We start from the raw sequence: 17,917 nt of genomic DNA on the forward strand, positions 1-17,917 counted from the left end.
CTTGCATCACGGCCTGAGGATTAGGGTTTAACGTCATTCGACAGACCGCTAGAATAGCAGGTCGAAATGATGAGCAAAGCGATAACCATGAAGAAACCTACCCGCGCCGCCACCGGCCAGATCCGCATTATTGGCGGCCAGTGGCGGGGCCGTAAATTACCGGTTCCGGATAGCCCCGGCCTGCGCCCGACCACCGATCGCGTGCGTGAAACTTTATTCAACTGGCTGGCGCCGTCAATGGTAGACGCCCACTGTCTCGATTGCTTCGCCGGCAGCGGCGCGCTGGGAATTGAGGCGCTCTCTCGCTACGCCGCCAGCGCAACCTTGCTGGAAATGGAGCGCAGTGTCGCCCAGCAGTTGCAGCAAAACCTGGCCACGTTAAAAGCCGCCAATGCGAAAGTGGTCAACACCAACACGCTGACGTTTTTAGCCAATCCCGGCACGCCGCACAATATTGCGTTTATCGATCCACCGTTTCGTAAAGGGATGCTGGAAGAGACCGTGCGCCTGCTGGAAAACAACGGCTGGCTCGCCGACGACGCGCTGATTTATATCGAAAGCGAAGTCGAAAATGGAATACCGCCCGTACCCGCTCACTGGCAACTGCATCGGGAAAAAGTCGCCGGGCAGGTAGCGTATCGTTTGTACCACCGCGAAGCACAAGGAGAGAAGCATGCCGCTGTTGATTAACCTCGGGCGTCTGTTGATGCTCTGCATCTGGGCATTTCTGATTCTGAACCTGATTAAGCCCTTTCCGCGTCCGCTGAACATTTTCGTCAACGTCGCGCTTGTCTTCACCGTCTTTATGCATGCGCTGCAAGCCACCATGCTGAAAACGGCGCTGCCAAAAGACGGTCCGCAAATGAGCAAAGCGGAGCAAATTCGTGTTTTTCTCTTCGGCGTGTTTGAGCTGCTTATCTGGCAGAAGAAATTAAAAGAGAAGAAGTAGTCCCATCGCCCGGTGGCATTCTGCTTACCGGGCTGCTTCCGGCGTAAAGTCCACAAAGCGCGAGCCCTGGTACCGCAGCACGCCTCTGTCGCCCACCGTCAGCGCATTATATTGCTGCTCATCCAGACGAAAACGCATCTCCGGCCCGCCGGCTTGCGGTTTAAAACTCACTTCATAACGTATGGCGGTTCCCGCGGGCGTAACCTGTTGCTGGCGAGAACGGCGCGGGTTAAGCGGTTTTTCCCGTTTGTTGCTCACCACCACACTTTTTTGCTGCTGCGGCGCACTATCGTTTTCGGCTTTTTCGCGCCGTTGCTGTACAAAGCGGAAAGAGGCAAAAACCACAATCAATCCAATGGCGATAATGAAAAAAAGCGGTGGTTTACTCATGGCGAATACCTGTCGGAAAAAGCGGAATTGAGCTTATCGCGGCGGAAATAGCGTTGTCATCCTCCTTTTCCCGCCACTACACTGAGTAAGAGAGATTTACGCAACAATAACAGATACAGGGACTTAATTATGCTGTGGTCATTTATTGCTGTCTGCCTTTCCGCCTGGCTATATGTCGACGCTTCGTATCGTGGCCCGGTCTGGCAGCGCTGGGTTTTCAAACCCGTTACGCTCTTACTCCTGCTGTTACTGGCCTGGCAAGCGCCCATGTTCGATGCCATTAGCTACCTGGTGCTGGCGGGTCTGTGTGCCTCGCTGATCGGTGATGCGCTCACGCTGTTGCCGCGGCAAAAACTGCTCTATGCCATCGGCGCGTTTTTCCTCGCGCATTTGCTCTATACCATCTATTTCGCCAGCCAGATGACGCTTTCGTTCTTCTGGCCGCTGCCGGTGGTGCTGCTAATTATCGGCGCGCTGCTGGTAGCGGTGATCTGGTCGCGCCTCGAAGAACTGCGCATGGCGGTCTGTACCTTTATCGCCATGACGCTGGTGATGGTGTGGCTGGCAGGCGAGCTGTGGTTTTTCCGCCCGACCAGCCCGGCACTGTCGGCTTTCGTTGGCGCATCGCTACTGCTGATCAGCAACGTGGTCTGGCTTGGCAGCCACTATCGCAAACGCTTTAGCGCCGATAACGCCATCGCTTCCGCCTGCTATTTTGCCGGGCACTTTTTGATTGTTCGCTCGCTGTATATTTAAAAGGCTTGACTCTGGAGTCGACTCCAGAGTGCATACTCCGGTTAATGAGAAAATTATCATTCACCGGAGGATGCCATGCCTGCCCCCACCTCATCGCCTGAATTGAAAAAAGCGCCGCAATTCGCGGCGGTTAAGCTGCGGCCGATAGAAGAAAAAACGACATCCTGCTGCACCGACGGCCACTGCGAAGAACGCGAAACGCCAGAAATGACCGCCGAAGGCGAACGTTATAGCTGGCAGGTTGACGGTATGGATTGCGCCGCCTGCGCCCGCAAAGTGGAAAACGCGGTGCGCCAGATCGAAGGCGTCGGCCAGGTTCAGGTCGCCTTTGCCACCGAAAAACTTATCGTCGTTGCGCAAGATGATGTGCGTGAACGCGTAGAACTCGCCGTACAACAGGCCGGATATCAACTGCGCAGCGAAAACGCACCGGCGCCAGAAACTTCACGGCTGCGCGAAAACCTGCCGCTTCTCCTTTTAATTGTGATGATGGCGCTCAGTTGGGGGCTGGAACAGGTCAACCATCCTTTCGGCCAGATGGCGTTTATCGCCACCACACTGGTCGGGCTGTGGCCGATTGCCCGCCAGGCGCTGCGCTTAATGAAAAGCGGCAGTTGGTTCGCCATCGAAACGTTAATGAGCGTGGCGGCCATCGGCGCGCTGTTTATTGGCGCGACGGCGGAAGCGGCGATGGTGTTGCTGCTGTTTTTGATTGGCGAGCGGCTTGAAGGCTGGGCCGCCAGCCGTGCGCGGCGCGGTGTCAGCGCGTTAATGGCGTTAAAACCGGATACCGCAACACGTCTGCGCAACGGTGAGCGCCAGCGTGTCGCGGCAAGCGATCTGCAACCGGGCGATGTGATTGAAGTCCCGGCGGGCGGGCGTTTGCCTGCGGATGGTCGGCTGGTCTCGCCGTTTGCCAGCTTTGACGAAAGTGCGTTAACGGGCGAATCGGTGCCGGTCGAGCGCGCAGAAGGTGAAAGCGTTCCGGCAGGTGCCACCAGCGTTGACCGTCTGGTACAGCTTGAAGTGGTTTCTAAACCGGGTGAAAGCGCGATTGACCGCATTCTGAAACTGATTGAAGAAGCAGAAGAGCGCCGCGCGCCGATTGAGCGTTTTATCGACCGTTTCAGCCGCATTTACACCCCGGCTATCATGGCCGTGGCGCTACTGGTCGCCATCGTTCCACCGCTTTTGTTTGCGCAGCCCTGGCTTGCGTGGATCTACAAAGGGCTGGCTTTGCTGCTGATTGGCTGTCCGTGCGCGCTGGTGATCTCCACACCAGCGGCGATCACCTCGGGCCTTGCGGCGGCGGCACGTCGCGGTGCGCTGATTAAAGGCGGTGCGGCACTGGAACAGCTCGGCAGCATTCGTCAGGTGGCGTTTGATAAAACCGGCACGCTGACCATCGGCAAACCACAAGTCGCCAGTATCACGCCGTTTTCCGGTACTGAAGAGGCCGAATTACTGGCGCTGAGCGCCGCGGTTGAACAGGGTTCCACCCACCCGCTGGCGCTGGCCATTGTGCAGGAAGCGCAGCGACGTGCGCTGGCGATTCCGGAGGCTCTGGCGCAGCGCGCGCTGGCGGGCAAAGGCATCGAGGCGACGATTAACGGGCAGCAGGTGCTGATCAGCGCGCCGGACAAACTGCCGCAAGGCGCGCTTCATGACACCGTACTGGCGCAGATTGCGCAGCAGGAAAGCCATGGGCAAACCGTGGTGGTGGTACAGCGCGGCGGCGAGGTTATCGGTACGATCGGCTTGCAAGATACGCTGCGCGATGACGCCAGAGAAGCCATTGCCGCCCTGCATGCGCTCGGTGTACAGGGCGTGATCCTCACCGGCGACAACCCGCGCGCCGCTGCGGCCATTGCTGGTCAGTTGGGGCTGGATTTCAGCGCTGGCTTGCTGCCGGAAGATAAAGTCGATGCGGTACACAAGCTCAACCAGCAAGCGCCGCTGGCGATGGTTGGCGATGGCATTAACGATGCGCCCGCGATGAAAGCTGCAACCATCGGTATCGCGATGGGAAGCGGAACGGATGTCGCGCTGGAAACCGCCGACGCCGCGCTCACGCATAACCGGCTGACTGGCCTGGGGCAGATGATCCGCCTGGCGCGCGCCACGCACAGCAACATTCGTCAGAACATCGCCATGGCGCTCGGCTTAAAAGCGATTTTTCTGGTGACAACGTTGCTCGGCGTGACCGGTCTGTGGCTGGCGGTGCTGGCCGATACAGGCGCCACGGTGCTGGTAACCGCCAACGCGCTGCGCCTGTTGCGCACTAAAGATTAGTGGTTTTTACGCACTACATAGCGGTACGGCAAAGACTCGGTTTGCCCGGCGACCAGCTCGTGTTCCATAAAACGGCAAAAGCCGGGAATATCGCGGGTGGTTGCCGGATCGTCGGCGATAATCAGCAACGTTTCGCCGATTTGCATATTGCGCACGGTTTTGCGCACCATCATCACCGGCTCCGGGCAGCGTAAGCCCTGAGCATCCAGCGTATGGTCGGCGGTGGAAAACGGATCGGTCATCTTCATCTCGCAAGGGAAAAAACCGCATTAGTTTACGCCGCCTTTTTTGTGACGCAAGCGAGGTTAACGATTGCGCTAAAATTAACCATTGCATCCCACTGCGTTTGCAGTATCATGCGGCGGCTCTGCTCGTCAGAGCATAAAAAGTACTGGGTTCCCTCACCCCATTTACCAAAAAGGTCACAATATGACGCACTTTTCAAACGCACAGCGCATGAAGGCGCTGGTCTGGCTTTCGCTTTTTCACCTGCTGGTGATCATCTCCAGTAACTACCTGGTGCAGTTGCCGGTTTCTATCTTTGGTTTCCATACCACCTGGGGCGCATTTAGCTTCCCGTTTATCTTCCTGGCGACAGATTTAACCGTGCGCATTTTCGGCGCGCCGTTAGCCCGGCGAATTATCTTCGCGGTGATGGTGCCCGCGCTGCTTGCCTCTTACGTTATCTCCTCGCTGTTCTACATGGGCAGCTGGCAGGGTTTCGGCGCGCTGGCGCATTTCAATTTGTTTGTCGCCCGTATCGCCACCGCCAGCTTTATGGCTTACGCGCTGGGGCAAATTCTCGATGTGCATGTCTTTAACCGCCTGCGCCAGAGCCGCCATTGGTGGCTTGCGCCAACCGCGTCGACGGTTTTTGGTAACGCCAGCGACACCATCGCCTTTTTCTTTATCGCTTTCTGGCGCAGCCCGGATGCGTTTATGGCGCAGCACTGGACGGAAATCGCGCTGGTGGATTACAGCTTCAAAGTGCTTATCAGCATCGCGTTCTTCCTGCCGATGTATGGTGTGTTGTTGAATATGTTGCTGAAAAGACTGGCAGACAAATCTGAAATTAGCGCGTTGCAGGCGAGTTAAAGGTACGGCTTATCAGATGTGATAAGATGCGCCGATGAGCCGTTATGGCTGTTTATTGAAAGGAAGAAGTCAATGCGCAATCTGGTGAAATATATCGGTATCGGCCTGCTGGTTGTTGGGCTGGCTGCCTGTGATAACAGCGACAGCAAAAAACCTGTTCAGGGTGCTGCCGCCGAAAGCAACGCCAACGGTCAACCGGTAACTCTGCTCGACGGCAAACTCAGCTTCTCGCTGCCTGCGGATATGACCGATCAGAGCGGTAAACTGGGCACGCAGTCCAATAATATGCATGTATATTCCGATGCCACCGGTCAGAAAGCGGTAATTGTAATTGTTGGCGACAACACGACAGAAGAGTTAAGCGCGCTGACAAAACGTCTGGAAGAGCAGCAGCGTAGCCGCGACCCGCAGTTGCAGGTGGTCACCAACAAATCTATCGAACTGAAAGGCCAGAAACTGCAACAGCTCGACAGCATTATCTCCGCGAAAGGCCAGACGGCATGGTCTTCAGTGGTGCTGGGTAAAGTTGATGACAAACTGCTGACCATCCAGGTGACGCTGCCGGCGGATAACCAGCAGCAGGCGCAAACCACGGCGGAAAACATTATTAACACCATCGTAGTGAAATAAGCCGCTCTGAACATGAAAAAGGGAACCTGACGGTTCCCTTTTTTCTACCCGGCAACCGCCACCGGCTTATGCCGCAGCCGCCAGGCCAGCAGTAAGGCTATTGCCACCAGTCCTGCGGCGGCGAAATAGATAGCCGAGACACCCGCCTGCGCCATCAGCAACCCCGCCAGCGGCCCGGTTATCCCCAACGATAAATCCATAAACACGGTATATGTCGCCAGTGCTGAGCCCTGGTTATGCTGCGGAACCGCGTTGACTGCCACGACGCCCAGCGCCGGGAAAACCAGCGAGAAACCGGCCCCGGCAAGGAACACACCGAGTTTCGCCATCCACGGATCCACCGCCAGGCCAACCAGCACCAGCCCAAGAGTTTCGACCACAAAACAGAGCATCGCCACATTTAAACCGCCGAAGCGATTAATCCCATTCGGAAACAGCAGACGCGCGCCAACAAAGGCACAGCTAAAAAGAGTGAGGGCAAACGCCGCATCTTCCCAGCCTTTCGCATCGTAATAGAGGGTAATAAAGGTGGCGATGACGCCAAAACCGGTTGTACCCAGCGCCAGCGCCATCCCGTACAGCCAGACGCGTCCCAGCACGGCGCGAAACGGCAGCGGCTTGCCTTTGCTGGCTTTCACCGCCGCACGCGGTAGCGCCAGTAATATTGCCAGCAGCGCCACGCCCATAATGGTCAGCGAGAGTCCATGCAGCCCGCCGTACTGATAACAGACCACTCCGAGCGGTGCGCCGATGGCCATCGCGCCATAGGTGGCAATACCGTTCCACGAAATCACCCGCCCGATATGTATCGACCCGACCACACCCACGCCCCAGAGCGTCGCGCCGGTTCCGGCGAAACTCTGGCCAATGCCTAAAATGACGCGCCCCAGACAAAGCAATATCAGGCCTAACACGCCAACACTGCCGCCAACGCCCGCCAGCAAATAGCTCAGGCCGCTCAGAAACGCGCCGCATAAACCAAAGATCACCACTTTTTTCGGCCCCAGCAGGTCGGCATAGCGCCCGGCATGCGGTCGGCTCAGTAGCGTTGCGAAGTATTGCAGGCTGATCACCAGACCGGCCCAAAACGCGCTATAGCCCATCGCATCATGAACATAGCCTGGGAGCACCGCCAGCGGCAGGCCAATAGTGAGGTAACTGGCGAAGTTAAACATAACGACGGACAAAATCCGCAGATTGAGGCGCAATCCGCTTAGCGCCGGTTCGGCGGCGTTTTCAGGCATGGAGTTTTACTCAGCTTTTCACAACAGTGTTTCACTATTACCACGTGATGAAACAGAAAGCAGCATTCACTTTAAGAATATCTCTGGCGGGCGAAGGTGTGGCGGGGCACTACACTTAACGGGCCGATGACAAAAGGAATTAACCATGACACATCCTCAACCCGATCGGGCGGGTTTACATATTCTGTTAAAGCTGGCTTCGCTGGTGATCATTTTGGCCGGCATTCATGCTGCGGCCGACATTATTGTACAGCTTCTTCTGGCGCTGTTTTTCGCGATTGTTCTCAATCCGCTGGTTACCTGGTTTCTCCGGCGCGGCATTTCGCGCCCGGTGGCGATCGGTATTGTGGTGCTGGTGATGCTGGTTTTTCTCACCGCGCTGTTCGGCGTGCTTGCCGCGTCGGTCAACGACTTCATGACGCTGCTGCCAAAGTACAACCGCGAATTCACTAAGAAATTTATGCAGTTGCAGGATGCGATGCCGTTTCTTCGCTTGCACATGTCACCAGAACGTATGCTGCAACGGATGGACTCGGAGCGAGTGATGGGCTTTGCCACCACCATGGCGACTCAGCTCTCGAACGCGATGGCCAGCATTGTCCTGCTGGTGATGACCGTGGTGTTTATGCTGTTTGAAGTGCGCCACGTACCTTATAAGCTGCGCTTTGCGCTGCATAACCCGCAAATTCATATCGCCGGACTGCACCGCGCGTTGAAAGGCGTTTCCCACTATCTGGCACTGAAAACGCTGCTGAGCGTGTGGACAGGCCTGATTGTCTGGGTCGGGCTGGTGTTTCTGGATGTGCAATTTGCGCTGATGTGGGGGGTGCTGGCGTTCCTGCTCAATTACGTACCCAATATCGGCTCGGTGATCTCCGCTATCCCGCCAATGATCCAGGCGCTGCTGTTTAACGGCACGTACGAATGTTTGCTGGTGGGCGGCTTGTTCCTTGTGGTGCATATGTTGCTTGGCAACATCCTGGAACCCCGCATGATGGGCCACCGCCTCGGGATGTCGACGCTGGTGGTGTTTTTATCGTTATTGATTTGGGGATGGCTGCTTGGCCCGGTGGGAATGCTGTTGTCAGTACCGCTAACCAGCGTGTGTAAAATCTGGATGGAAACCACCACCGGCGGCAGCAAGCTGGCGATTTTACTGGGTCCAGGCAGACCGAAAAGCCGCCTGCCCGGGTAATCGTTATTTTTTGGGGCGGTCGGGCAAAAAGATAACCAGTACGCCCGCCACAATCACCAGCACACCCAACGCGCCGCGCAGGGAAAACGGTTCGTGCCATCCGGGAAGCCAGATGGCCGCCGCCCACACCAGGATGTAGCTCAGGCTCAGCAAAGCATAAGCCTTACTGAGCGGCAAACGGTGCAGAGCAAAGTACCAGCAGCCCATTGATGCCAGATACCCAAACAGCCCAAACATCAGCGCCAGCGTCCCTTTTTGCGGTTGCAGCAGCGCCGAGACAAAAGACCAGGAAAATGTCACCGGTGGCAGCGACACCATGGCATAGCGCAACATCAGTTGTGCGCCGCTTACCAGCAACACACTGAGTAACGCCCAATGCAGCCCCTTCATAGCGAGCTCCCCAGCAACACAATGCCAGTGATAATCAGCGCCACGCCGAACGCATGGCGAACGCTTACCGGCTCACGCCAGAGAAAACGCGCCGCCAGCGTCACCCAGACAAAATTAAGGCTCAACATCGGGTATGCCACGCCAACAGGAATGCGCTGCAAAACCAGCAGCCACAGCGCCATGCCCGCGCCAAGTGCCATCAGTGCGAGCCCCAGCCACAGGCCAAGATGCTTATTACGCTTATCCATCGGCACCGGGCGTGTCGCCTGCTTCTGGCACAGTTGGCCTGCGCAACTGAGCAGGCTTGCCAGCGCGAGCCAGAGCCAACTGGTCATTGCGGCTTACTCATCATTGCGGAAAGTACTGAATAAAGACCATACGCCCCTGTACATAAACGTTGTCCGGTTTCGGTATCGGCATGCGGGTAAAGTCATCCTTTTTCGACTGGTGCAGCACCAGTGAAATAACCCCTTCCTGACGATGTTGTGACAGCCAGTCGGTGAAATCGTCTTCGCGTACAAACCGCCCTTCGCCATCAGGGTACGACATACCGTACGTTAACTCACCGCGCGTGCCAAACAGCATGATGTCTGAGCGTTTCAGCTCCCAGGCCAGACCTGCGGCAACCCCGACGTTATCGGCCAGCACATAGCGGCTCGGCGTCAGCGGCTCGTTAACAAAGTTGATCAAAAATTGCGGCTGCTTGGAATCCATCACCTTATCCGGGATAACGATCCCCACCAACAGCGCAATCGCCAGCGGGCACAGCGCCGCGTATGACCAACGCTCTGCGCTGGCTCGCAAGGTAAACAGCCCAACCAGCGCCCACGCCAGGAAAGCAAACGCCGCCAGCGCCGCTTTGTAGACCTCAATTTGCGTCCATACCGGATGTTTCAGGAAGCCCAAAGGCGACACCACCAGCGCGGCAATCACGCCAACCAGGCCAAAACCGATATTAATCCACGCATTGACGCGCAGCGCGCGCCCGTTGGTTTGCGCCATCTGCATGGCATAACGCGCCATCAGTATTGCCAGCGGCGCGAAACAGGGCAGAATATAAGTCGGCAGCTTCCCTTTAGCGATGCTGAAAAACAGCAGCGGCATCACCACCCAGCCCAGCAGATAAAACGCTTCCCGCACGCCCTCTTTACGCGCCAGCCAGCCCGTTTTCAGCGCACCGGGCAGCAGCGCCAGCCACGGCAACGAACCTAAAATCAGGAACGGTATGTAATACCAGAACGGCGCTTTGTGTTGTGCGTCCTGCTGCGCAAAACGTTGGATATGTTCCACCCAGAAGAAGTAGCGCCAGAAATCAGGCTCGCGCGAGGCAATCGCCAGCCCCCATGGCAGCACCGTCAGCACGCAGCAGATCACGGCCAGCCAGCCCCAGAGCAGCACCTCTTTCCAGCGTTTGTGCACAATCACCCATGGCAGCACGCCAATCACCGGCACTGCCAGCGCAAGAAAACCTTTGGTCATCACGCCCATGCCGCACGCCACGCCAAGCAGAACATAGCCGCCAAACTTACCGCGTAACGTGTTCGCCTGCGCAGCCAGCCAGAAGCTGAGCATCGCCAGCGTCATCCACAGCGTGATCATCGGGTCGAGCACCGCATAAGTGCCAATGCCATACACCAGAAACGCGGTCAGGAAGATCACTGCCGAGAGCACGGCAGTGCGTTTGTCGCGCCACATTTTCCACGCCAGCGCGCCCACGAGCAGCGCCGATACGATGATGGAGAAAACGGAGCCAAGGCGCACGGAGACGTTATTATGACCAAACAGCCACTGCGCAATGCTATTGATCCAGTAACCGGCGATGGGTTTTTCAAAATAACGCAGGCCAAGGAAATGCGGCACAATCCAGTCGCCGCTGGTGAGCATTTCACGGCTGATCTCCGCATAGCGGGTCTCATCCGGCTGCCAGAGCAGACGATATTCCAGGGGAACAACATAGTAGAGAGCGATCAGCGCAACCAGCGCCAGACCATAGTGAATGGATTTCATAACCCAGGACTCAACAGTTGTTGGCAACCCAGCCAGCCTTCCCGGCCAGCCACTTCTCCGCGTACCACTTTGCCTGCTGGTAGCGTTTCTAACGATTCCGGCAACAGCTGGCTTAACGGGCAAAAAGCGATGCCTTCGCGCGCCGCCATGCTCAGCAGTTCATCGAAACCTTCCGCGCCGATAATGCCTTCCACCTCGGCGTGGATGGTATAAACCGGCGTGCCGTTATCCTGCTTCATCGCGTCGAGAATGAAGCGGTTGTAGTGCTCCGCCGCCACCGAAATGCCAACGGCCTCATCCCAGGTGGGTAGCGTGACCGGGATTTGCGGAGCTGCATAGGTATTCTCGGCGATGAGCGGGCGAAACGGCTGCGTGCCACGACAGTCGCTGTTATAGCGGAAATTAAAATTCGATTTGGCTTTCACCACTCGCTGATCGGCGCGCCAACCCGCCACGGCGGAACAGCTCACAGACCGGCCAATTATCAGCTCCAGCGCCAGTAATCCGCGCTCAATTTCCGCTTCGAGATGGGCCTGATCCCACACACCGCTCCAGCGCTGCCAGCCATGGTGATCCCACGCATGCAGCCCCACTTCGTGCGCCTGCGCGGTTTTGCGGATAACGTCCGCGTTGCCTTCACCGATAAGTCTGCCGGGCCACGCGGTGCCCGCCAGTAAAATATCCCAGCCGTAGAGCGATGCCGCGCGCGAGCGCAGCATCTTCCACAGAAATTTCGGCTTAAGCAGGCGCCAGATGTGGCGCCCCATGTTGTCCGGCCCGACGCTAAAGAAAAAGCTCGCCTGGATGTTGTGCTTTTTCAGTAGCTCCAGCAGGCGCGGAACGCCGTCACGCGTGCCGCGAAAGGTATCGACATCAATACGTAAGCCGACGTATTTCATGCTTATTTCTCATCCGTCAGTTCAACGGTACGCAGGAAGAAATCCAGCGTTTCGTCAATGGTCTGGCGCATATCCACAGTCGGTTCCCAGTGCAGGCAACGTTTGGCGTTACGGATACTCGGTTTGCGGTGTTCCACATCCTGGTAGCCTTTGCCGTAGTAGCTGCTGCTCTCCACTTCGCGGAAACCGGCGAACGGCGGGAAGCGGTCGCGCAGCGGGTGTTTTTCAAAACTTGCCAGCAGCATCTCGGCCAGCTCTTTAATGCTCGCTTCGTTGTCCGGGTTACCAATGTTGATGATCTGCCCGTCGCAGCGCCCATCTTTGTTTTCGATAATGCGGAACAGGGCTTCGATACCATCGCTGATATCGGTAAAGCAGCGTTTCTGTTTACCACCTTCGATCAGCTTGATCGGCGAACCCTCTACCAGGTTGAGGATCAACTGGGTGATGGCACGCGAGCTACCGATACGTGCAGCGTTCAGGTTATCCAGGCGCGGCCCCATCCAGTTAAACGGACGGAACAGGGTGAATTTCAGACCGTGCTTGTCGCCATATGCCCAGATCACGCGGTCGAGCAACTGTTTCGACACCGAGTAAATCCAGCGCTGTTTGTTGATAGGCCCAACAACCAGATTCGAGTTGTCTTCATCGAAGTTATTGTCGGTGCACATGCCGTACACTTCCGACGTCGACGGGAAAATGATGCGTTTGTTGTACTTCACGCAGTCACGAATGATTTTCAGGTTCTCTTCGAAATCCAGCTCGAACACGCGCAGCGGGTTACGGGTGTATTCGATAGGCGTCGCGATAGCCACCAGCGGCAGCACCACGTCGCATTTTTTAATGTGGTATTCGATCCATTCGGAGTGAATGCTGATATCGCCTTCCACAAAGTGGAAACGCGGATTGTCGAGGAAACGGCTGATCGCATCCGATCCAATATCAAGACCGAAAATCTCGTAGTTATCGTCACGCAACAGACGTTCGGTCAAATGGTTACCGATAAAACCGTTCACGCCCAGGATCAACACGCGGGTGCGGCGTTTTACCGCCACAACCGGTTTGCTGGTCAGCAGCGCGCCAGCCACCAGGCCGAGCGACTGCGCCAGCTGGGCGCCCTGCATATACACGCCGTTGTCCATCTGGCCGGTGAGGATCTCCAGCGCGCCATCGCCACAGGCGACCAGCAGCGGCGAAACAGAGAGCACAGTGCCCGCGCGAGCCGGAGCTACGTCGGTGCGTACGCGGGATTTCCAGACGATAAATTTATGCGTACCGGCATAGCTGTACGCGCCCGGCCACGGGTCAGAAACCGCGCGCACCAGGTTTTGCAGCGTTTGGGCGGGTTTTTCCCAGTCCAGACGGCCATCTTCCGGCGTACGGCGGCCATAGTAGCTGGCTTTGCTGTCGTCCTGCGCCGTTTCGCTGAAGGTTTGCGTTTTAATCGTCGGCAGCACGCTGGCCAGCATACCTTTTGCGGCTTCCGCTAATTTGCGGTGCAGCGACAGCGCTTCATCGTTCTCGGCAATGGCTACGCGCTGTTGCGCGATAATCGAGCCCGCATCCGCGCGGGAAACCATGCGGTGCAGCGTGACGCCGGTTTCGCTTTCGCCATTGACCAGCACCCAGTTCAGCGGTGCGCGACCACGGTACGCAGGCAGCAGTGAGCCGTGGAGGTTAAATGCGCCGATCCGCGCGGTATTGAGAATGTTGTCGCACAGTAAATTGCGGTAATAGAAAGAGAAAATCACATCCGGGTTCAGATCGCGAATACGATCGACCCACAGCGGGTGGTTGACATCGTCCGGGGCATAAACCGGGATGCCACGTTCAGCGGCAATACGCGCCACCGAACCGAAAAAGTGGTTTTCATTGGCACTGTCGGGATGGGTAAAAATCGCCGCAATCTCGAAACCTGCATCCAGTAACGCTTGTGTACCGACACATCCCATATCGTGGTAAGCAAAGACAACGGCTTTCATTGATTTTTTTCCTCTTGCGAAACGTCATTTTCCTGACGAACAACACGTTGAATAAAGTAGCGGGGACGCGCGCGAACATCGTTATAGATGCGCCCGATATACTCCCCAAGTAGCCCCATGCCGATAAACTGCGCGCCGATAAAGGTGAAGAGAATGGCGAAGAGCATAAACACCCCTTCTCCCGCCCACTGCGGGCCAAACGCCAGACGCAGCACCACCAGCAGCACGGCGAGCGAAAAGCCCAACACGGCGATCACGCTGCCAAACACGCTCAGCAAGCGCAGCGGCGTGGTGGTCAGGCAGGTCACCAGGTCGTACATCAGGTTAATCAGGCGCATAAAGCTGTATTTGGAATCGCCAAATTCGCGTTCCGCGTGTTGCACGGGGATCTCCACCGCGCGACGGGCAAAGGTATTGGCGAGGATCGGGATGAAAGTGCTGCGCTCATGGCAGTGCAGCATGGCATCAACAATATGGCGGCGGTACGCACGCAACATGCAGCCGTAATCGCCCATCGCTTTACCGGTGGTGCGCTGGATCAGGCGGTTAATGGTGCGCGAGGCCATTTTACGAAACAGGCTGTCCTGGCGGTTTTGCCGCACCGTGCCCACCACGTCATACCCCTCATTGGCTTTCGCCACCAGACGCGGGATCTCCTCCGGCGGGTTTTGCAAATCGGCATCCAGCGTGATGATCAAATCACCGGTGACATGGCTGAATCCGGCCATAATCGCCGAGTGCTGACCGTAGTTGCGGTTCAGCAGCACCGCGACAACGTGGCTGCCGGGTTGTTCTGCCGCTTCACTTAACATCAGCGCAGAGTTATCGCTACTGCCGTCATCCACCAGCAAAATTTCGTAATCGATGCCCAGTACATCGCAGCTTTCCGTGGTGCGGCGAATCAACTCCGGCAAGCTCTCTTGCTCGTTGTAGACCGGGATCACCACAGAAACTTTTTCTACAGGCGGTAAATTAAACATATCAGCGCCCTGCAATGTTGCGGAGCGCGTGAATGACGCGGGTTGTGTCGTCATGGGTCATATCCGGGAAAAGCGGTAGCGAACAGATACGCGCACTGTTCCACTCCGTATTGGGTAAAGAGAGGGGGAAGCGTTCGCGGTAGTACTTCTGCGTATGGGCCGCGCGAAAATGCAAGCCGGTGCCAATGCCTTGCGCTTTCAGGGTTTCCATCAATGCGTCGCGGGAGATACCGCAACGTTGCTCATCGACGCGAATAATAAACAGGTGCCAGGCGTGCTGGTGCGGCCATGACGGCAAGGCCAGCGGCTGAAACGGCGTATCCGCCAGTTCCTGCAAATAACGCTGGGCGATCTCCTGGCGGCGGGCATTAGCGGCGGGCAGTTTGCCTAGTTGCACCAGCGCAATCGCCGCGTTGATATCCGCAAGATTGTATTTAAACCCTGGGGAGATCACTTCGGCCTGCGGGGCGCGGCCGTGAGTCTGACGGTCGTAAGCATCAACGCCCAGTCCGTGGAACTTCAGGCTGCGAATGCGGTTCGCCAGTTGTTCGTCATCCGTCACCACCAGCCCACCTTCCGCGCAGGTCATATTTTTAATGGCGTGGAATGAGAAAATTGCGGTGCCGCGTGAGCCAACATGCTGGCCTTTGTAGTACGTTCCGGCGGCGTGAGCAGCATCTTCAATCACCGGAATGCCGTGCTTCTCGCCAAGCGCGCGAATGGCGTCGATATCCACCGGTGCACCGGCGTAATGCACCGGGATAATCGCTCTGGTACGCGGCGTGATAGCCGCTTCGATAGCTTCCGGCGTGACCATCAATGTCTCTTTATCGACATCGATCATCACCGGCGTCGCACCGAGCAGCACAATCATATTGAGGGTGGAAACCCAGGTCAGCGACGGGGTAATCACTTCATCCCCGGCGCCAATACCGAGTGCCATCAGGGTGACGTGCATGCCACCCGTCGCCGAGCTAACGGCAATGGCGTGACGGTTGCCCGTCAGTGTACAAAAAGCCTCTTCAAGCGCCTGATTTTTGGGGCCGGTCGTGATCCAGCCGGATGCCAGCACTTGCTGAATGGCTGCGAACTCTTCATCCCCCATTGACGGGCGTGAGAACGGTAAAAAATCACTCATCGTTTTTCCTTGGCGTCACTGACGCGTTAACGAACCGCCACAAAGACACGTTGCGGCTAGTGAGTAAAATGGCGGATGAAAGTTAAACCAAAATATAATGAATGCGCGTTTCCTGCATTTATTATTCGTTACGGTTAGTCGGAGAATGCTACCAATTGAATATTAGGACAAGATTAAGAAAAGGGGGAAATGATAAACTTAACAAATATAAAATAATTTTTCTAAAACAACAGGTTACAAATGAAAACAGCAAAATCCTAACGTGATGAATGTCAAAAAACTGAAATATTTAACGCCCTTGTAATGCATACAAGGGCGTTAGCGTAGTTATTTAAACGGCGCATCAACGAATGCACGAAAATTAATATCATTATGCAATGAATTATTTCATTCGTTATCAGCAAAATATATTAAATAGCGTGAAATTTTTATGACAAATTCTGCGGGAAGTTGGCCGGTAATTCACTGGCAGCGCAGTTAATCACGCTGTCATTATTTGCGCCGCAATCACGCACAAACGTAATGGTCGCGAACTCATCGATCACTTCAGTAGGGTAAGCCGGACCAGCCGCACGATAAGACTCCATCAACGAAATGTGGTCGTTCTGGAAGCAGACGGTTTTTTCCGGATTATTGATAATCCAGCGCGGGAAGAAAATGGTGCCGTGGAACAAGCGATCCCCAAGGTTCACAATCAGGCTGACATCGGTGCCGGTCGGTTCGGTCCAGGAAATTTTATAGATACTTTCGCCAACGCGAACAATGTAGGCCTGCTGATTTTTCACCCAACGGTTCGCCACGATACCGCTGTGAATCCGGTAATCGAGCGTCGTGGCGTTTTTCACATAAATCTCGTAGTTCCAGCCATTATCGTAGGTATAAACCAGATGTTTGCCGACGAAACCGCTCAGATCATGTTTATCAAAGGTGCTCATTTTTACTCTCCTCTGGTGTTTGAAATGATCCTACGCCTGCAAAAAACGAATGAATAACGCTATATTTGCATCAAATTCATTCATTTTTTAGATGAGTTATGCACAAGACGACGCTGGAACAATGGACGCTGCTGCAAAAGGTGGTGGAGCTGGGGAGCTTTGCGAAAGCGGCGGAAGAAACCCATCGCAGCCAGTCATCGGTCAGTTACAACCTGGCGCTGTTGCAGGAGCGGCTCGGCGTTGCCCTGCTGGTACAGGAAGGGCGGCGCGCGGTGCTTACCCCGGCGGGTGAGTTGCTGCTCAACCAGGTAAAACCGTTGCTCAAGGCATTCGATTGGGTAGAAACCCGCGCCGCCACGCTGCGCAATGGCATGCGCACGCGGCTTGATTTAGTGGTCGACAGCATTTTCCCCCGCGCGCGGCTGTTTGCCATTTTGCGCCAGTTTCAGCAGCGTTATCCGCAAACGCAGGTGCGGCTGACTGAAGTGCTGGAGACCGCCTCCAGCGAGTTGCCGGTGCATGCGCAAGCGGATGTGATGATACTGACTCGCCGCCAGGATATGACCGGGCGCGGCGAATGGCTGATGAACATTGATTTTGTCGCCGTGGCGCACCGCGATCACCCGCTGTGCGCGGCGGAACAGGTAAGCGAAGAGATGCTCGCCAGCTGGCCGCTGATCCGCATTGCCGAAAGCGACCATCGCCAAAGCCCGGTGGCGCAGGAGTCGTGGACATTTTCGACCATCGATGCGGCGGTAGAAGCTGTGCTGTATCAGGTGGGTTACGGCTGGCTGCCGGAGGAGCGCATCCAGCCACTGCTCGATAGCGGCGTACTCAAAACGCTGCCGCTCAGCCACGGTACGCGCCGCGCCACACCACTGCACCTGATTGTGAAAAAAGACCTCGCGCCGCTCGATGAGCAGGTAGAAATGCTGCTGCAACTGTTTAAGGGATAGCGCTCTCATCCTGAATGTCTGCAAGCGGCTTATCAACGTCACTTTATGCGTCTCGCTCAATGCTTACGCCAGCCAAAGC

The 17,917-nt window shown here is 56.2% G+C and carries 19 protein-coding genes; 8 read left to right on the forward strand and 11 right to left on the reverse strand.

Features of this window, described 5'->3' with window-relative positions; genetic code table 11:
- The first annotated feature begins 87 nt into the window (after positions 1–87).
- Together rsmD and AAIG26_RS16345 are read left to right on the forward strand one after the other, a co-directional pair.
- Entirely contained in the window at positions 88–690 is a 603-nt protein-coding gene (rsmD, locus tag AAIG26_RS16340) for a 16S rRNA (guanine(966)-N(2))-methyltransferase (protein WP_343180975.1), read from the forward strand.
- Entirely contained in the window at positions 680–949 is a 270-nt protein-coding gene (locus AAIG26_RS16345) for a DUF1145 family protein (RefSeq protein WP_025263811.1), read from the forward strand. The genes rsmD and AAIG26_RS16345 overlap by 11 nt, the downstream gene beginning before the upstream one ends.
- 24 nt (positions 950–973) lie before the next feature.
- Here AAIG26_RS16345 and AAIG26_RS16350 read toward each other — a convergent pair whose 3' ends face one another.
- Entirely contained in the window at positions 974–1,339 is a 366-nt protein-coding gene (locus tag AAIG26_RS16350) for a DUF2500 domain-containing protein (RefSeq protein WP_045507749.1), read from the reverse strand.
- A gap of 129 nt (positions 1,340–1,468) precedes the next feature.
- Here AAIG26_RS16350 and AAIG26_RS16355 point away from each other — a divergent pair, with 129 nt between their 5' ends.
- Complete coding sequence (locus AAIG26_RS16355) at positions 1,469–2,095, forward strand: lysoplasmalogenase (RefSeq protein WP_343180976.1); 627 nt, start codon at positions 1,469–1,471, stop codon at positions 2,093–2,095.
- Positions 2,096–2,170: 75 nt separating this feature from the next.
- Positions 2,171–4,387 carry a Zn(II)/Cd(II)/Pb(II) translocating P-type ATPase ZntA gene (gene zntA, locus AAIG26_RS16360; RefSeq protein ID WP_343180977.1) on the forward strand — a complete coding sequence of 739 codons (2,217 nt, stop codon included), beginning with the start codon at positions 2,171–2,173 and terminating at the stop codon, positions 4,385–4,387.
- On the opposite strand, the gene tusA is transcribed toward zntA, so the two are convergent.
- Positions 4,384–4,629 (reverse strand): sulfurtransferase TusA, encoded by a 246-nt coding sequence (tusA, locus tag AAIG26_RS16365; RefSeq protein ID WP_025263810.1) that lies wholly within the window; start codon positions 4,627–4,629, stop codon positions 4,384–4,386. The two genes, zntA and tusA, sit on opposite strands and share 4 nt — an antisense overlap.
- Before the next feature lie 187 nt (positions 4,630–4,816).
- Here tusA and AAIG26_RS16370 point away from each other — a divergent pair, with 187 nt between their 5' ends.
- Together AAIG26_RS16370 and AAIG26_RS16375 are read left to right on the forward strand one after the other, a co-directional pair.
- Positions 4,817–5,482: a 7-cyano-7-deazaguanine/7-aminomethyl-7-deazaguanine transporter gene (locus AAIG26_RS16370; protein WP_020455602.1), complete on the forward strand. Its 666-nt coding sequence runs from the start codon at positions 4,817–4,819 to the stop codon at positions 5,480–5,482.
- A 72-nt stretch (positions 5,483–5,554) separates the two neighbouring features.
- Positions 5,555–6,112, forward strand: a complete 558-nt coding sequence (locus AAIG26_RS16375; protein ID WP_343180978.1) for a DcrB family lipoprotein — start codon at positions 5,555–5,557, stop codon at positions 6,110–6,112.
- 44 nt (positions 6,113–6,156) lie between these two features.
- On the opposite strand, the gene AAIG26_RS16380 is transcribed toward AAIG26_RS16375, so the two are convergent.
- A complete protein-coding gene (locus AAIG26_RS16380) occupies positions 6,157–7,356 on the reverse strand; it encodes an MFS transporter (RefSeq protein ID WP_343180979.1) in 1,200 nt (399 codons plus the stop codon).
- Between the two features lie 145 nt (positions 7,357–7,501).
- Here AAIG26_RS16380 and AAIG26_RS16385 point away from each other — a divergent pair, with 145 nt between their 5' ends.
- A complete protein-coding gene (locus AAIG26_RS16385) occupies positions 7,502–8,551 on the forward strand; it encodes an AI-2E family transporter (RefSeq protein ID WP_020455605.1) in 1,050 nt (349 codons plus the stop codon).
- Positions 8,552–8,554: 3 nt separating this feature from the next.
- Here the strand turns inward: AAIG26_RS16385 and arnF are convergent, their stop codons facing one another.
- The 8 genes from arnF to AAIG26_RS16425 all read right to left on the reverse strand — a co-directional run bounded on the left by arnF (position 8,555) and on the right by AAIG26_RS16425 (position 16,882).
- The gene (gene arnF / locus AAIG26_RS16390; protein ID WP_020455606.1) at positions 8,555–8,941 is read right to left on the reverse strand and encodes a 4-amino-4-deoxy-L-arabinose-phosphoundecaprenol flippase subunit ArnF; all 387 of its coding nucleotides are present in this window, start codon (positions 8,939–8,941) and stop codon (positions 8,555–8,557) included.
- Positions 8,938–9,276, reverse strand: a complete 339-nt coding sequence (arnE, locus tag AAIG26_RS16395; RefSeq protein WP_020455607.1) for a 4-amino-4-deoxy-L-arabinose-phosphoundecaprenol flippase subunit ArnE — start codon at positions 9,274–9,276, stop codon at positions 8,938–8,940. The genes arnF and arnE overlap by 4 nt, the downstream gene beginning before the upstream one ends.
- Positions 9,277–9,289: 13 nt before the next feature.
- On the reverse strand, positions 9,290–10,948 hold the full coding sequence (arnT, locus tag AAIG26_RS16400; protein WP_045507728.1) for a lipid IV(A) 4-amino-4-deoxy-L-arabinosyltransferase: 1,659 nt from the start codon (positions 10,946–10,948) through the stop codon (positions 9,290–9,292).
- A complete protein-coding gene (gene arnD / locus AAIG26_RS16405) occupies positions 10,945–11,847 on the reverse strand; it encodes a 4-deoxy-4-formamido-L-arabinose-phosphoundecaprenol deformylase (RefSeq protein WP_249880134.1) in 903 nt (300 codons plus the stop codon). Before arnD ends, arnT begins: the two co-directional genes overlap by 4 nt.
- A gap of 2 nt (positions 11,848–11,849) precedes the next feature.
- Positions 11,850–13,829 (reverse strand): bifunctional UDP-4-amino-4-deoxy-L-arabinose formyltransferase/UDP-glucuronic acid oxidase ArnA, encoded by a 1,980-nt coding sequence (gene arnA / locus AAIG26_RS16410; RefSeq protein ID WP_343180980.1) that lies wholly within the window; start codon positions 13,827–13,829, stop codon positions 11,850–11,852.
- Positions 13,826–14,809, reverse strand: coding sequence for an undecaprenyl-phosphate 4-deoxy-4-formamido-L-arabinose transferase (arnC, locus tag AAIG26_RS16415; RefSeq protein WP_020455611.1), 984 nt, complete (start codon positions 14,807–14,809; stop codon positions 13,826–13,828). Before arnC ends, arnA begins: the two co-directional genes overlap by 4 nt.
- A gap of 1 nt (position 14,810) precedes the next feature.
- The gene (gene arnB, locus AAIG26_RS16420; protein ID WP_343180981.1) at positions 14,811–15,947 is read right to left on the reverse strand and encodes a UDP-4-amino-4-deoxy-L-arabinose aminotransferase; all 1,137 of its coding nucleotides are present in this window, start codon (positions 15,945–15,947) and stop codon (positions 14,811–14,813) included.
- 428 nt (positions 15,948–16,375) lie between these two features.
- Positions 16,376–16,882, reverse strand: a complete 507-nt coding sequence (locus AAIG26_RS16425; RefSeq protein WP_343180982.1) for a phenolic acid decarboxylase — start codon at positions 16,880–16,882, stop codon at positions 16,376–16,378.
- A gap of 98 nt (positions 16,883–16,980) precedes the next feature.
- On the opposite strand from AAIG26_RS16425, the gene AAIG26_RS16430 reads away from it, so the two are divergent.
- Positions 16,981–17,838, forward strand: a complete 858-nt coding sequence (locus tag AAIG26_RS16430; RefSeq protein WP_020455614.1) for a LysR family transcriptional regulator — start codon at positions 16,981–16,983, stop codon at positions 17,836–17,838.
- Positions 17,839–17,917 lie beyond the last annotated feature (79 nt).

This window comes from Kosakonia sp. PSU_27 (genome assembly GCF_039409795.1).
Lineage (GTDB): Bacteria > Pseudomonadota > Gammaproteobacteria > Enterobacterales > Enterobacteriaceae > Kosakonia.

What these genes read in the sequence shown, in the direction of transcription:
- rsmD (WP_343180975.1), top strand. Translation starts at nt 88, where the DNA reads ATGAAGAAACCTACCCGCGCCGCCACCGGCCAGATCCGCATTATTGGC.
- AAIG26_RS16350 (WP_045507749.1), bottom strand. Translation starts at nt 1,339, where the DNA reads ATGAGTAAACCACCGCTTTTTTTCATTATCGCCATTGGATTGATTGTG.
- AAIG26_RS16355 (WP_343180976.1), top strand. Translation starts at nt 1,469, where the DNA reads ATGCTGTGGTCATTTATTGCTGTCTGCCTTTCCGCCTGGCTATATGTC.
- zntA (WP_343180977.1), top strand. Translation starts at nt 2,171, where the DNA reads ATGCCTGCCCCCACCTCATCGCCTGAATTGAAAAAAGCGCCGCAATTC.
- tusA (WP_025263810.1), bottom strand. Translation starts at nt 4,629, where the DNA reads ATGACCGATCCGTTTTCCACCGCCGACCATACGCTGGATGCTCAGGGC.
- AAIG26_RS16370 (WP_020455602.1), top strand. Translation starts at nt 4,817, where the DNA reads ATGACGCACTTTTCAAACGCACAGCGCATGAAGGCGCTGGTCTGGCTT.
- AAIG26_RS16375 (WP_343180978.1), top strand. Translation starts at nt 5,555, where the DNA reads ATGCGCAATCTGGTGAAATATATCGGTATCGGCCTGCTGGTTGTTGGG.
- AAIG26_RS16380 (WP_343180979.1), bottom strand. Translation starts at nt 7,356, where the DNA reads ATGCCTGAAAACGCCGCCGAACCGGCGCTAAGCGGATTGCGCCTCAAT.
- AAIG26_RS16385 (WP_020455605.1), top strand. Translation starts at nt 7,502, where the DNA reads ATGACACATCCTCAACCCGATCGGGCGGGTTTACATATTCTGTTAAAG.
- arnF (WP_020455606.1), bottom strand. Translation starts at nt 8,941, where the DNA reads ATGAAGGGGCTGCATTGGGCGTTACTCAGTGTGTTGCTGGTAAGCGGC.
- arnE (WP_020455607.1), bottom strand. Translation starts at nt 9,276, where the DNA reads ATGACCAGTTGGCTCTGGCTCGCGCTGGCAAGCCTGCTCAGTTGCGCA.
- arnT (WP_045507728.1), bottom strand. Translation starts at nt 10,948, where the DNA reads ATGAAATCCATTCACTATGGTCTGGCGCTGGTTGCGCTGATCGCTCTC.
- arnD (WP_249880134.1), bottom strand. Translation starts at nt 11,847, where the DNA reads ATGAAATACGTCGGCTTACGTATTGATGTCGATACCTTTCGCGGCACG.
- arnA (WP_343180980.1), bottom strand. Translation starts at nt 13,829, where the DNA reads ATGAAAGCCGTTGTCTTTGCTTACCACGATATGGGATGTGTCGGTACA.
- arnC (WP_020455611.1), bottom strand. Translation starts at nt 14,809, where the DNA reads ATGTTTAATTTACCGCCTGTAGAAAAAGTTTCTGTGGTGATCCCGGTC.
- arnB (WP_343180981.1), bottom strand. Translation starts at nt 15,947, where the DNA reads ATGAGTGATTTTTTACCGTTCTCACGCCCGTCAATGGGGGATGAAGAG.
- AAIG26_RS16425 (WP_343180982.1), bottom strand. Translation starts at nt 16,882, where the DNA reads ATGAGCACCTTTGATAAACATGATCTGAGCGGTTTCGTCGGCAAACAT.
- AAIG26_RS16430 (WP_020455614.1), top strand. Translation starts at nt 16,981, where the DNA reads ATGCACAAGACGACGCTGGAACAATGGACGCTGCTGCAAAAGGTGGTG.